Annotated in this window: 13 protein-coding genes; 5 read left to right on the top strand and 8 right to left on the bottom strand. The window is 72.9% G+C overall.

Annotated features, from left to right (window positions below):
• Nucleotides 1–55: 55 nt before the first annotated feature.
• The 3 genes from AB0E98_RS08560 to AB0E98_RS08550 all read left to right on the top strand — a co-directional run bounded on the left by AB0E98_RS08560 (nucleotide 56) and on the right by AB0E98_RS08550 (nucleotide 4,279).
• A complete protein-coding gene (locus AB0E98_RS08560; protein WP_361700024.1) occupies nucleotides 56–904 on the top strand; it encodes a 3-hydroxyacyl-CoA dehydrogenase family protein in 849 nt (282 codons plus the stop codon).
• 140 nt (nucleotides 905–1,044) lie between these two features.
• Nucleotides 1,045–1,425, top strand: coding sequence for an STAS domain-containing protein (locus tag AB0E98_RS08555; RefSeq protein WP_361700022.1), 381 nt, complete (start codon nucleotides 1,045–1,047; stop codon nucleotides 1,423–1,425).
• Between the two features lie 226 nt (nucleotides 1,426–1,651).
• On the top strand, nucleotides 1,652–4,279 hold the full coding sequence (locus tag AB0E98_RS08550; RefSeq protein WP_361700019.1) for an ATP-binding protein: 2,628 nt from the start codon (nucleotides 1,652–1,654) through the stop codon (nucleotides 4,277–4,279).
• A gap of 151 nt (nucleotides 4,280–4,430) precedes the next feature.
• On the opposite strand, the gene nucS is transcribed toward AB0E98_RS08550, so the two are convergent.
• On the bottom strand, nucleotides 4,431–5,093 hold the full coding sequence (gene nucS / locus AB0E98_RS08545; RefSeq protein WP_311611990.1) for an endonuclease NucS: 663 nt from the start codon (nucleotides 5,091–5,093) through the stop codon (nucleotides 4,431–4,433).
• Nucleotides 5,094–5,300: 207 nt separating this feature from the next.
• Between nucS and AB0E98_RS08540 the strand changes: the two genes are divergently transcribed.
• Nucleotides 5,301–5,693, top strand: coding sequence for an SCO5389 family protein (locus AB0E98_RS08540; protein ID WP_361700017.1), 393 nt, complete (start codon nucleotides 5,301–5,303; stop codon nucleotides 5,691–5,693).
• 83 nt (nucleotides 5,694–5,776) lie between these two features.
• Here the strand turns inward: AB0E98_RS08540 and AB0E98_RS08535 are convergent, their stop codons facing one another.
• Complete coding sequence (locus AB0E98_RS08535; RefSeq protein WP_361700014.1) at nucleotides 5,777–6,814, bottom strand: LLM class flavin-dependent oxidoreductase; 1,038 nt, start codon at nucleotides 6,812–6,814, stop codon at nucleotides 5,777–5,779.
• 203 nt (nucleotides 6,815–7,017) lie between these two features.
• Between AB0E98_RS08535 and AB0E98_RS08530 the strand changes: the two genes are divergently transcribed.
• Entirely contained in the window at nucleotides 7,018–7,350 is a 333-nt protein-coding gene (locus tag AB0E98_RS08530; protein ID WP_361700012.1) for an ATP/GTP-binding protein, read from the top strand.
• Nucleotides 7,351–7,403: 53 nt separating this feature from the next.
• Here AB0E98_RS08530 and AB0E98_RS08525 read toward each other — a convergent pair whose 3' ends face one another.
• The 6 genes from AB0E98_RS08525 to AB0E98_RS08500 all read right to left on the bottom strand — a co-directional run bounded on the left by AB0E98_RS08525 (nucleotide 7,404) and on the right by AB0E98_RS08500 (nucleotide 13,461).
• Nucleotides 7,404–8,282: an ABC transporter permease gene (locus AB0E98_RS08525; protein ID WP_361700009.1), complete on the bottom strand. Its 879-nt coding sequence runs from the start codon at nucleotides 8,280–8,282 to the stop codon at nucleotides 7,404–7,406.
• A complete protein-coding gene (locus AB0E98_RS08520; RefSeq protein ID WP_361700006.1) occupies nucleotides 8,279–9,415 on the bottom strand; it encodes an ABC transporter ATP-binding protein in 1,137 nt (378 codons plus the stop codon). Before AB0E98_RS08520 ends, AB0E98_RS08525 begins: the two co-directional genes overlap by 4 nt.
• Nucleotides 9,416–9,531: 116 nt before the next feature.
• A complete protein-coding gene (locus AB0E98_RS08515) occupies nucleotides 9,532–10,506 on the bottom strand; it encodes a hypothetical protein (protein ID WP_361700003.1) in 975 nt (324 codons plus the stop codon).
• A gap of 67 nt (nucleotides 10,507–10,573) precedes the next feature.
• Nucleotides 10,574–11,344, bottom strand: a complete 771-nt coding sequence (locus AB0E98_RS08510; RefSeq protein ID WP_361700001.1) for an ABC transporter permease — start codon at nucleotides 11,342–11,344, stop codon at nucleotides 10,574–10,576.
• Nucleotides 11,345–11,347: 3 nt separating this feature from the next.
• Entirely contained in the window at nucleotides 11,348–12,361 is a 1,014-nt protein-coding gene (locus tag AB0E98_RS08505) for an ATP-binding cassette domain-containing protein (RefSeq protein ID WP_361699998.1), read from the bottom strand.
• A gap of 161 nt (nucleotides 12,362–12,522) precedes the next feature.
• Complete coding sequence (locus tag AB0E98_RS08500) at nucleotides 12,523–13,461, bottom strand: cellulose-binding protein (protein WP_311611975.1); 939 nt, start codon at nucleotides 13,459–13,461, stop codon at nucleotides 12,523–12,525.

Raw genomic sequence — 13,461 nt, 5'->3', positions numbered from 1 at the left:
CCGGGCGGAGAGCCGTAAATGAACAGATTCATGCACAGGGAGTAAGGGGACAGCCGTGGCCAAGAAGCTCGCCGTCATCGGTGCCGGACTGATGGGCTCGGGAATCGCCCAGGTCTCCGCCCAGGCGGGATGGGACGTCGTGCTGCGGGACGTCACCGACGAGGCCCTGAAGCGCGGGACGGACGGCATCAAGGCCTCGTACGACAAGTTCGTCTCCAAGGGCAAGCTGGAGGCCGCCGCCGCCGAGCAGGCGCTGGCCCGGATCACCACCACCACCGATCTGGACGCGGCCGCCGACGCCGACATCGTCGTGGAGGCGGTGTTCGAGGACATCGAGACCAAGCAGGGCATCTTCCGCGCCCTGGACGGTCTGGTGCGGGACGAGGCCGTGCTGGCCTCCAACACCTCCGCCATCCCGATCACCAAGATCGCGGCCGCCACGAAGCGCCCCGAGCGCGTCGTCGGCGCGCACTTCTTCTCCCCGGTGCCGATGATGCAGCTGTGCGAGCTGGTGCGCGGCCACAAGACCAGCGACGAGACGCTGGCGAAGACCCGCGAGTTCGCCGAGGGCATCGGCAAGACCTGCATCGTCGTCAACCGCGACGTCGCCGGGTTCGTCACCACCCGCCTCATCGCCGCCCTCGTCGTCGAGGCGACGAAGCTCTACGAGTCGGGCGTGGCCAGCGCCGAGGACATCGACATCGCCTGCAAGCTGGGCTTCGGCCACGCGATGGGCCCGCTGGCCACGGCGGACCTGACGGGCGTGGACATCCTGATGCACGCGACCGAGAACATCTACACCGAGTGCCGGGACGAGAAGTTCGCCTCGCCCGAGCTGATGCGCCGCATGGTCGACGCCGGCGACCTCGGCCGTAAGAGCGGCCAGGGCTTCTACCAGTACTGAGCCCGTACGGCCAGCTCTCTTCACCCTGTGGGGTGAAATAAGTATCGGTTCGCTTACAGACGGCAACTTTGTCGTGTGAGAGGCAGTCAGTTCTTTAGAGCCAGGACCCACCCACACCACGCACCACTCGGGGAGCGCATATGCACATCAGGGGCGACCACGCCGAACTGGTCGTCGGGGGACGCCTCGACGTCCGCAGCGCGGCGGACGCCCGTACGGTCCTGCACTCCGCCCTCGACGCCGGGCGTGGCGACCTGGTCCTGGACCTCACCGAGCTCGACTCCTGGGACGCGACGGGGCTCGGCGTCATCATGGGCGCCCACCGCCGGGCCGGGCGCACCGGCCGGCGGCTGGTCCTGCGCGGGGTGCCCGACCGGATGCAGCGCGTCCTGGTCGCCACCCGGCTCCACCGCATCCTCGCCATCGAGGACGACGCGACGGCCCCGGCCGGCGCCGCCCACCCGGCGCCCCGGCCGGTGACCCGTCAGCACCCGCATCAGCACCCGCAGCGCGGCGGGTGACAGGGGCGCCGGACGAGCCGGACGAGCCCCCCTGAGGTGTGAGTACCCCGATCCTCACGAGACTGTGACGTCCCACGATGACGCGGCACCATCCGCGTCATAGATACTGTGGCGAGGTCTGTTCGGTTTCCCGCCGGCTTCGGCGGGCACCGGGCCGAAGGTCGAAGGAGTGCGGACAGGCCGGAGAGCACGACGGCACGCCACGCATCTTGGGGGCTTCAGAACCATGGACCCGACGAACCGGGGATCCGAGGCATTCCACGACGACGAGCAGTCTTCCGCGGGCGGCCCGCGGAAGCGCCGCCCACCCCGGGAGCCGGCGCAGGCCGATACCGCGCCCGGCGGCCAGGGCCCGGTGCGCGTCGTCCAGCTCGTCTCCGGTGAATATCTCCTGACCGTCAATCCGGTCGACGGCAGCGAGATAGAGCCCTGCCCGCCCGGCTCCCTCCCCGCCCGCCCCGAACGGCACGGCGCCGAGCAGCGCGCCGAGCTGCGCCGCGCCGCCGCGCCCCCGCGGCCCGCCCGCGAGGCCGGCCCCCAGCTGCCCCTGCTGCACCGCGAGGAGGAGCGGGAGAGACTGGGCCGGCTCCTGTCGCGCGGCCGGTCCGTACGGCTCACCGGCCCCGCCGGCTCCGGGCGCAGCGTCCTGCTCGACGCCGTCGCCGAGGACTGCGCGGGCCTCGCGCCCGACGGCGTCGTCCGGCTCAGCGGCTACGGCCGCGCCCCCGGCGATCTGCTCCACGAGCTGTTCGCCGCCGTCCACCACGCCCCGCTGCACCGGCCCGACCGGGCCGGGCTGATGGCCGCGGTGCAGGGCATCGGCGCCGTCGTCGTCCTGGACGACCTGGAGTTCGGCGGGGTCGCGCTCGACGAACTCCTCGACGCCACGCCCGAGTGCGCCTTCGTGTTCTCCGCGACGCCCGACGTCCCCGCCCCCTCGGCCGACTCGCACGTCGAGGAGGTCTTCCTGGGCGGGCTCGGCCGCACCGGCTGCCTGGAGCTGCTGGAGCGCGCCGTGGACCGGGCGCTGACGGACGAGGAGGCCGACTGGGTCGCCGACCTGTGGTTCGAGTCCGAGGGGTTGCCGCTGCGGTTCGTCCAGGCCGGTGCGTTGCTGCGGCTGGGCGCGACGGCCGGCGCGGCCGCGACCGAGGAGTTCGACGCCTTCGGCGAGCGGCCCGCCGGCGAGGACGGGACGTCCGGGCCGGACGGGGAGCGCCCCGTACCGCTGCCCACCCTCGCCCAGGCCGCGGCCCCCGCCACGCTGCTGGCCGCCGCGCTCGGCGAGGCCGCGCGGGAGACCCTGCGCTTCGCCGTCGCCCTCGGCGGCGAGCTGCCCCACCAGGCACACCTCCCCGCCCTCGTGGGGGACACCCACGCCGACGCGGCCGTCGGCGAGCTCCTGGCCTGCGGCCTGATCACGCCCGTCGCCGCGCACTACCGGCTGGCGGCCGGCGTCGCCGACCAGCTGATCGCCGGATACGGCGAGGAGTGGGCCCGGCAGGCGGCCGCCACGGCCCACACGGCCGCCCAGCACTACGCCTGGTGGGCCGGGCACCCGTCCGTCTCGCCCGAGCGGATCGCCGTCGAAGCCGACGCGATCCTCGCCGCCCTGGCCGCGCTGACCGGCGAGGAGGACTCCGGGCACCGGGCGTCCGCCGTGCTGCTGGCCCGTACGGCGGCGCCCGCGTTCGCCGCGGCGCTGCACTGGGGCGCCTGGGAGCGCTGCCTCCGCCACGGCCAGGAGGCGGCGCGGCTCACCGGCGAGGTCGGCGAAGAAGCGTATTTCCACCACGAGTTGGGCGTACTGGCGCTGTGCACCGGCAATCTCGACCGGGCCCGGTCCGAGCTGGAGGCCTCCATCGGGCTGCGCGGCGTCCTCGCGGACAAGCGCGGCACGGTCGCCGGCCGCCGGGCGCTCGCGCTCGTCGCCGACCGCTCCGGCCTGGCCCTGGGCGCCCGCGCGCTGCCCGGGAGCACCCCGGCGCGCCCCGGGGGCGCGGTCCCGCCGCTGCCGCCGCCGCGCGTCGGCGTGGACGGGCGCACGTCCGCCGGTGAGGAGATCCCGGACGCGCGCAGCGAGCAGTCGGCCGCGCCGCCCGCCAAGGCCAAGGTCACGGGCGAGGACACCACGGCGATCATCGGCAGGGTGTCGGGCGGTGCCGCTGCTGCTGCCGCCGCCGCGCCGCCGGTGCCCGGGGCGGCCCCGGCCGCCCCGCGCCCGGCGGGGGTGCGCAAGGGCTCGTGGGCGCAGAAGCTGATGTCCGGCGGCAACCGCCGCAACCTCCTCGCGGCCGGCGCGGGTGCCCTGCTCGCCGCCGTCCTCGGCACCGTCGTCACCCTCGGCGCCGCCTCCGGAGGCGACGCCCCGCCCTCCGGCCCGGTCAAGCCCGGGCAGTCCGCCTCCCAGCAGGACGGCGACGGCGGGCTGAGCGCCGACGAGCCGGCGGCGGGGGAGCCGGGGGCGCCGCAGGTGCCCGCCCGGCGCGGCCGGCAGGGGGAGAAGAAGGGCGACTGGGGCGACGGGTCCGCCTCGCCGCGGCCGTCCGGCTCCGCCAGGCCGTCCACGGACCCGGAGCCCAGCGCCTCGTCCAGCCGGACGCCCACGGGCGATCCTTCGCCCAGCGCCTCGACGAAGACGCCGGGCGGCGACGGGACCAAGACGCCGTCGGACGAGCCGTCGGCGACGAAGTCGCAGGGCGGCGACAAGACGCCCTCGGAGAAGCCCACCCCGTCGAAGGAGCCGAGCCACTCGACCCAGCCGTCGGCCGGCGGCACCAACTCGGCGAGCGGCCCGGCCCCCGGCGGCAAGCCCACCGCGGGCAAGCCGACGGGCGGGACGCCGGTGGCGTAGCGGAAACGGGCGTAGCGGAAACGGGCGTAGCGGAAACGGGCGTAGCGGAAACGGGCGTAGCGGAAACGGCGGACGGGCCGGGGTGGTGACCCCGGCCCGTCCGCCGTTTGTACGCGAGCGTTTGTACGCGAGCGTTTGTACGTGAGGAGGCTCAGAACAGCCGCAGCTTGTCGTCCTCGATGCCGCGCATCGCGTCGTAGTCCAGCACGAGGCAGCCGATGCCGCGGTCCGTGGCGAGCACCCGCGCCTGGGGCTTGATCTCCTGGGCGGCGAAGACGCCGCGCACGGGAGCCAGGTGCGGGTCGCGGTTGAGCAGCTCCAGATAGCGGGTGAGCTGCTCCACGCCGTCGATCTCGCCGCGCCGCTTGAGCTCGACGGCCACCGTGTTGCCCTCGGCGTCCCGGCAGAGGATGTCCACGGGGCCGATCGCCGTCGGGTACTCGCGGCGGATCAGGGTGTAGCCCTCGCCGAGCGTCTCGATGCGGTCCGCCAGCAGCTCCTGGAGGTGCGCCTCGACACCGTCCTTGATCAGCCCCGGGTCGACGCCCAGCTCGTGCGACGAGTCGTGGAGGATCTCCTCCATGGTGATGATCAGCTTCTCGCCCGCCTTGTTGATCACCGTCCACACGTTGTCGTCACCCTCTTTCAGGGTGCACGGCGGCGACATCCAGTTCAGGGGCTTGTAGGCCCGGTCGTCCGCGTGGATGCTGACGCTCCCGTCCGCCTTGACCAGGATCAGACGGGGGGCGGAGGGCAGGTGGGCGGTGAGCCGGCCCGCGTAGTCCACGGAGCAACGGGCGATGACGAGACGCATGGTGGGCCACGCTACTCGACTCCTGCCACTTCACGCGATTCGCCCAGGAAGGGGCCCTACGGCTTTGGCCAGTTGTCGGTGTTCTCCTGGTGGGGCAGCAGTGGCCGGATTACCGTTGAACCGGGCGGTCGCCGTACGGGCACGGGGCGTCGTCGTCCGCTCGCCCATCCCTGAGATCCCCCACGGGGGGTCGCGAGAGGAGAACCCATGTCGCTCGACGTCTCACCGGCCCTCCTCGAACAGGCCGAGCGAGGCGAGGTCGACGAAGCAGAGTTCGTCGACTGCGTCCGGACCTCCCTGCCCTACGCGTGGGAGATGATCAGCTCCCTGGTGGACCGGCTCTCGGCCGAAGGCGGCGAGTTCGCCGACAACCGTACGCCGCCGCCGGACGAGCAGGCGCGTGGCCAGCTGCTGCGCGCGCTGGCGAGTGACGCGATCCGCGGTGCCCTTCAGCGCCACTTCGGGGTGCGCCTGGCGTTCCAGAACTGCCACCGGGTGGCGGTCTTCCCGGTGGCCCCCGCGGCGGACGAGCGGCTGGCCCGTTTCACCTCGATCAGGGGCCAGCTGCTGAACCAGTCGCCGGAGCTCCGCGACTGCTGACGCGTTCCGTGCTGCCGCTCCGGGCGCGGGGAGGTGCGAACGAAGGGGAGCGGCAGCTCCGGCGGGACCGACCGGGGAGCGGCTCAGACGAGCAGCGGCAGCACGTCCGAGCCCAGCCTGCGGAGGTTCTCCTCGGTGGCGGCCAGATCCCCGGAGCCCTCGGCCAGGAGCGCGAAGCGGCGGATGCCCGTGCGCTCGGCGGTGGCCGACAGCCGGTCGGCGCACAGCCGGGGCGGGCCCACCGGATGCAGATCGCAGAGCAGTTCCGTGTACGCCAGCGGGTCCCGCATCCGGCGCTGCCGCCCGTCGACCGTCACATGCGCCGAGAGCCCGTGGTGGAACCAGCCCGGCATGGCCTTCAGCAGCGTCTCCGCCGCCTCGTCCCGCCGGTCCCCGACCTGGACGACGCCCGCCGCCACATGACCGGCCGCCGCGACCTCCTCCCGTGAACGCCCCGCCTCCAGCGCGCACTTGCGCCACAGGGCGACCATCTCGGCCTTCTCCTCGTCCGTGCTGTGCATCCCCAGCAGCATCGGCAGCCCGTGCCCGGCCGCCAGCCGGACGCTCGCGGGCGAGGTGCAGGCGACGATCACTCCCGGGCCGGTGGAGTCCCCGTCCGCGCCCAGGAGTTCGTCGGGGCGCGGTACGACCGGGACCTCCCGGAAGGCGAACCGCTCCCCGGCCGAGCCGACCCGGGGCTCCCGCAGCCACCGCATCAGCAATTCGAGCGATTCCGGGAACCCCTCTTCGTACGCCCCCAGGCCTGAGTTGAACACCTCCAGGTCGACCCACGGCCCGCCGCGGCCGACGCCCAGCACGAACCGTCCGCCGGAGGTGAGATGGAGCAGCGCCGCCTGCTCGCCCAGCGCCACGGGGTGGGTGGTGGGCAGCACGCTCACGGCCGTACCGACCTTGATGGAGCGGGTGCGGCCGAGCAGCAGGGCGGCCAGGGTGACCGCCGACGGGCACACCCCGTACGGCACGAAGTGGTGTTCCGCCAGCCAGACCGCGTCCAGCCCCGCCTCCTCGGCCACCTCGGCCGAGCGGACCGCCCGGTACAGCGCCTCGCCATGGCCCTGGCCCGGGAACTGGGCGGCGAGGACAAACGTTCCTACGCGCATCGCTCTTGTACCTCCTAGCGACCGACGCGGTATCCCCCTGGTGGCAATAACGGCTGACACGTGCCGAAGGTACGGCTGCGCGTGAAGTTTTCATGATGATCGGAGCGCAAGCGCCATAGCGCCGGGGCGACTCCGGGCCGGGCGGGTGACCATGGCGCGTAGGCTGGTCACGACCCGTAGCCGAGTTCCTGCCGAGGTGCCCTGTGTCCCCGCGCCGAAACCGCCCGCGAGGCGGCGCCGCCAGCCAGAGCCCGTTCCCGCGCGCCGAGGGCGGCGAGCGTTACGGCCTGGAGAGCACGGAGCAGTGGCAGGGCGAGGAGTGGACGGTCCGGGCCGTCGGCGGCGGCGCGGCCGCCAAGCACTACCGCTGCCCGGGCTGCGACCAGGAGATCCCGCCCGGGGTGCCGCACCTGGTCGCCTGGCCGCGCTTCGGCGCCGGCGTCGACGACCGGCGGCACTGGCACAAGGCCTGCTGGAACGCGCGGGACCGCCGGAGCGCGCGGCTCCAGCGGTCCCGTAACGCGCCGAGGTACTGAGGGGTACCGAGGGGTACTGAGGGGTCTCTTCAGTCGTCCCGCTAGTCGTCCCGCTAGGCGTCCCGCTTGGCCATCGAGAGGTACGCGCCGCCCAGGGCGGCGCCGGTCACCAGCGTCATGATCCACAGCGGGTCCCAGCCGCCGGGGCCGCTGTCGGCCGTGACGTCGTAGAAGACGCCCAGCTGGTTGGGGATCGAGTAGACCAGCAGCCACGACCGGATCTCGTTCAGATCCGAGGCCACCAGGAACATCGCCAGCACCAGCGGCATCATCACCAGGCCGAGCATCACGGCGATCGCGCCCGCCGAGTGGCGCAGCATCGCGCCGACGGCGAGTGCGAGCACACCGACCAGCGACATGAACAGGCTCACCCCGACCGTGGCCTTCAGCCACTGTCCGGCGGTCGGCACGGCGCCCAGCCGGCCGGCGATGCCCTCGGCGGCCACGGCCACCAGCGTCGTCGCGACCGTGGTGGTCACGAGCGTGAGCAGGAAGAACACGACGGCCTTCGCCGTCAGCACCCGTGCCCGGTCCGGGCAGGCGGTCAGGGTGGTCCGGATCAGCCCCGTGCCGTACTCGGACGACATCGTGAGCACGCCGAGCGTGATGACGCAGATGAGGGAGAGCATCGTGCCGTAGATGCCGAGGACGAGGACGGGCGTCTGATCGGTCCGCGTGGCCGCGGTGGAGTCCGTCGCGCTGACGACGGAGGCGGCGAGCAGCCCTATTCCCACGATGAGCAGCACCATGGTCCCGAGCGTCCACACCGTGGACCGGATCGACCGGATCTTCGTCCACTCGGCGGCGAGGGCGTCGGTGAGCGTCGCCTTCCGGATCGGGATCGGCGACACGTAGCCCCCGAGGGGCTTTTGGCCGGGCCACTGCGGGGTGCTCTGCGCCTGCGGCGCGGGCTGGGACTGGGGGGTGGTCATCGGGCGTCCTCGCTGTCGCGCTTGGTCGGGTCGGCGTCGGCCGCCGCGACCGGGGCGGTGGGCTGCTGCGTCGGCGCGCTCGCCGCGGGCGGCGTCCCGTACCGGTTCGGGCGTTCGCCCGGGAGGACCGGGTAGGCCTGTTCCGCCCAGCCGGCCTGGAGCTGCTGTGCGGGGCCCGGCTGCGGCGTCGGGGCCTGGAAGCCCGAGCGCTGGTCCGCCGTCGAGCGGTAGTCGACCGCGCCCTGCGTCATCCGCATGTACGCCTCCTCCAGGGAGGCCTGGTGCGGGGAGAGCTCCCACAGACGGACGTCCGCGCCGTGCGCGACGTCGCTGACGCGGGGGAGCGGCAGGCCGGTGACGCGCAGGGCGCCGTCCGGCTCCGGCAGGACGTGCGCCCCGGCCGCGACCAGCGCCTCCTTCAGCCGGTCGTGGGCCTCCCGGTCGTCGTCGGGGGTGCGGACGCGCGCGAAGCCGGCGGAGTTCGCGGCGATGAAGTCCTTGACGCTCATGTCCGCCATCAGCTGGCCGCGCCCGATGACGATCAGGTGGTCGGCGGTCAGCGCCATCTCGCTCATCAGGTGCGAGGAGACGAAGACCGTGCGGCCCTCCGCCGCCAGCCGCTTCATCAGATTGCGGACCCAGAGGATGCCCTCGGGATCCAGTCCGTTGACGGGCTCGTCGAAGAGCAGCACCTGGGGGTCGCCGAGCAGCGCCGCGGCGATGCCGAGGCGCTGTCCCATGCCGAGGGAGAAGCCGCCGGACCGCTTCCGCGCCACCTCCTGGAGGCCGACCACGCCGAGGACCTCGTCCACGCGACGGGCCGGGATGCCCGCGAGCTGGGCGAGGGACAGCAGGTGGTGGCGGGCGCTGCGGCCGCCGTGCACGGCCTTCGCGTCGAGGAGGGCGCCCACCTGGCGGGGCGCGTTGGGCAGCTTGTGGAAGGGGTGCCCGCCGATCGTGACGTACCCGGCGGTCGGCTGGTCCAGGCCGAGGATCATGCGCATGGTCGTCGACTTGCCGGAGCCGTTCGGTCCCAGGAACCCGGTGACGGCACCCGGCCGCACCTGGAACGTCAGATTGTGTACGGCCGTCTTGGCGCCATAGCGCTTTGTCAGGCCGACTGCCTCGATCATTCTCAGCCCCTCGGAGCTACGACACGCTTCGGTTCGTTCGACTTTGTACAAGCGCAAAGCCCTCGTAAAGGTTAGGAGGATAGACGAGTCGTTGACGGTTCCCGATGTGCCGGGCGTTACAGCGGGACGCCCCGGGCGGCTCCGCCGGGGGCGTCGCCCGTCCCGCCGGGCCGCCGTTCGCGCAGGTCGCCGTAGGTGAGGGCGCCCTGCCCCGCCGGCTCGTGCGCCGGGAGGCCCGCCTCCCGCTCCACCCAGCCCTCCTCGGCGAGGATCCGGGTGCCCTCGTCCCTGACCTCCGGGTCCGCCGCCGCGCGCTCGACCCAATCGCGGGGGCCGGGCCCCAGCAGGGCGCGGAGCCGTGCCGAGCCCGCCAGCAGCGTGGCGAGCAGCGTGCTCTGGTCGCCGCCGCCCGGCCGGTGAGGACCGCCGGCCGGCGGGCCGGTGAGGACGCCCCATTTGCTGACGTACAGATACGCGCCCCGCAGCCGCTCCCCGGACGGCAGGGTCACGGGGAAACGGTCGCCGGGCAGCAGCACCCGCCGGTAGTTGAACTCCGTGGCGTCGACGGCCGTCAGCTGCTCGCCGTCCAGCCAGCCGGCGACCAGCGTGGTCCGCGCCCCGGGCGCGGCGTACGGCGCGGCCGCCACATAGCCGTGCCGCCCGATGTGCCCCGAGCAGCCCACGGCGACGCCGCCCACCCGCACCGGCACCAACGGCACCGCGGCGGACAGGCCGGCGGTGGCGAACTTGTGGGCCAGCTGGGCGGGGGAGGCGTTGGAGCCGACGGCCAGCACCGGGTGGCGCCGGTCGGCGGGATCCCGGCCGAGGGCGGCCAGGGCGTCGTCCAGCGACGATCTGCCGGGTCGGTCCGGTCCATCCGGTCCATCCGGTCCGTGCGGTCCATCCGGTCCGTGCGGGGTGTCCGGCCCGACCGGCCGCCAGTCGCCCAGCGGCCCGGCCCCTGGCGTGAGCGGCAGCAGTTCCGGGCCGGTGAGCAGGGCGGGCTCGGTGGCCGGGCGGCCGGGGTAGGTCAGCGGGCGCAGCGCGGGGACGACGTCCAGCCCGAGGGCTCGCAGGGTCCACCGCGTCATGCCCGCATCCCTCCCCATCCCCGCCCCTCCCCGAAACGGGCGGTGGGGGACCCCGCCCGGCCGAGGGCTACGCGTCGCGCCGGCTCAGCACCGCATAGCCGCCGGTCAGCGCCGCGACCACCCACAGCACCATGATCGTGAAGCCGCCCCAGGGCCCGTACGGCGTGTCGCTGCCCACCGTGATCACCTGCATCACCTTCTGCCCGGCCTGGTCCGGCAGGTACTGCCCGACCTTCTTCGTCGCGGAGACATTGCCGAGGATCGCGGAGATCAGGAAGAAGAACGGCATGAGGATGCCCAGCGAGAGCATCGGGCTGCGCAGCATCGTCGCGACGCCCATCGAGAAGACGGCGATCAGCGTCATATAGAGACCGCCGCCGATCACCGCGCGCAGTACTCCGGGATCGCTCAGCGCGGCGCCGTAGTCGCCGAGCATCGCCTGGCCGACGAAGAACGCCACAAAGCTCGTGACCATGCCGACCGCGAATGCGAGCAGCGCCGCGACAATGATCTTGCTGAAGAGAAACGTGGCGCGCTGGGGAACGGCGGCGAGCGAGGTGCGGATCATTCCCGTGCTGTATTCATTCGACACCACGAGCACACCGAAAACGATCAATGCGAGCTGACCGAGGCCCATCCCGGCGAAGCTGATGAACGTGGGATCGAAAGCGATCTTGTCTTTCGGGGACAGATTGCCGAAGTCCTTCTTGGTGAGCGCGCTGATCAGCGCTCCCAGAGCGACCGTCACCACGATCGCGAGGCCGAGCGTCCACACCGTGGACCGGACGGATTTGATCTTCGTCCATTCCGACCGGAGGACCTGCGTCACCACCGCCATGGTTCAGGATCCCTTCTTCCGCCAGTCGGTTCCCCAGCCCGCGCCGGGCTCCGCCGGTGATTCCGTCGGTGATTCCGTCGGTGGTTTCGCCGGTGATTCCGTCGGGCGGTGGTTCTCATGGGCGTGATACTCCACCGACCCGGCCGTCAGCCGCATGAACGCCTCCTCCAGCGAGGCCGACTGCGGGCTCAGCTCGTGGAGGGTGATCCGGTGCCGCGCGGCCAGCTCGCCCAGGTGCGCCGCGTCCTCGCCCTCGACCTCCAGCGCCCCCTCCTCGCCGGGGGTGACGTCGATCCCGGCACCGCGCAGGACCTCCCGCAGCCGCTCCTGCTCGGGGGAGCGCATCCGGACGTAGGAGCGGGAGTTCTCCTTGATGAAGCCGGCCATGCTGGTGTCGGCGAGCAGCTTGCCCTGGCCGATGACGACCAGGTGATCGGCGGTCAGCGCCATTTCGCTCATCAGGTGGGAGGAGACGAAGACCGTACGGCCCTGGGTGGCGAGGCTCTTCATCAGATTGCGGATCCAGTGGATGCCCTCGGGGTCCAGGCCGTTGACCGGCTCGTCGAACATCAGGATCCGCGGATCGCCCAGCAGCGCCCCCGCGATGCCCAGTCGCTGGCCCATGCCCAGCGAGAAACCCTTGGTCCGCTTCCCGGCCACCGAGGTGAGGCCGACCGTGTCCAGGACCTCCCGCACCCGGGCCCGGGGGATGCCGTTGCTCTGCGCCAGGCACAGCAGGTGGTTGTAGGCGCTGCGACCGCCGTGCATGGCCTTCGCGTCCAGCAGGGCCCCGACGACCCGCAAGGGGTCGCGCAGCTCCCGGTAGTGCCGGCCGTCGATACGGACCGTGCCACCGGACGGGTTGTCCAGGTCGAGCATCATCCGCATGGTCGTCGACTTGCCCGCGCCATTGGGGCCCAGAAAGCCCGTGACGATGCCGGGCCGGACCGTGAACGTGAGGTGATCGACGGCGCGGACGTCGCCGTAGTGCTTGGTCAGCCCCTCGAGCTCGATCATTCAGCCACGGTAAGGGCGCCCGACGGGCCCCGCCACCGCAGCCGGAGACGTCCCCCGGGCACCACGACGCGCCCTGTACCACCGGCGGGCGGCACAGGGCGCGCTGAGCACAGGGTCCCCCGACAGCGTGCGTAGAACAGCGTGCGTAAAGCGGTACCCGATCAGCGGCTCTGCTGCGCCGGCACGCCCCGGCTGATCGGCTCGTCGTCGCCGGGGACGCCGGCCGCGGCCACCGCCGCACCGGTCAGGGTGGCCAGCATCTCGCGGACGTTGGTCAGCTGGGCGTTGATGCTGTCGCGGCGGTTGGTGAGCGCCGCCAGCTCCCGCTCGGACTCGCTGCGGATACGGTCCGCCTTGGCGTTGGCGTCGGCCACGATGTCCTCGGCCTGGCGCTGGGCCGTCTCCACCGTCTGGCGCGCCCGGCGCTCGGCGTCCGTGCGCAGCTTCTCCGCCTCCAGGCGCAGCTGCTCGGCGCGGTGCTCGATCTCCGCCAGCCGCTTCTCCGCCTTGGCCTGGCGGGAGGCGAGGTCGCGCTCGGACTGCTCACGGCGCTTGGCGAGGTTGGTCTCGAAGTCGGCGGCGGCCTGGGCGGCCTTGGCGCGGGTCTCCTCGAAGAGCGCGTCGGCCTCCTCCCGCTTGGACTGCGCGTCCTTCTGCGCCTCGGCGCGCAGCGAGGCGGCGTCGCCCTTCGCCTTCTCGACGATCCGGGCGCCCTCGTCCTCCGCCTTCGCCTTGCGGTCCGCGGCGAACGACTCGGCGTCGTTGCGCACCTGCTGGGCGGCCGACTCGGCCAGCTCGCGGTGCTGCTCGGCGGCGCGCCGGGCCTCCTCACGCAGATCCTTGGCCTCTTCCTCGGCCAGCCGGAGGATCTTCTCGACGCGCGCCCCGAGCCCCGCGTACGACGGCTCCGCGTCATTGATCTGGGCCTGAGCGTTCTGCGTCTCGAGGTGGAGCTCCTCGATGCGCTTTTCCAGAGAGGTGATCCGGGTCAGTGCGCTGTCACGGTCCGCTACGAGCTTTGTAATGCGGTCGTCCACCTGGCCGCGGTCGTATCCACGCCGCACCAACTCGAAGCCGAAGGGGGAGGAAGTGTCGCTCAT

Source organism: Streptomyces sp. NPDC037389 (genome assembly GCF_040636475.1).
Taxonomy (GTDB): domain Bacteria; phylum Actinomycetota; class Actinomycetes; order Streptomycetales; family Streptomycetaceae; genus Streptomyces; species Streptomyces hesseae.
Note: the sequence above shows the minus strand (reverse complement) of the source record. Positions and strands in the feature narration are given on the sequence as shown.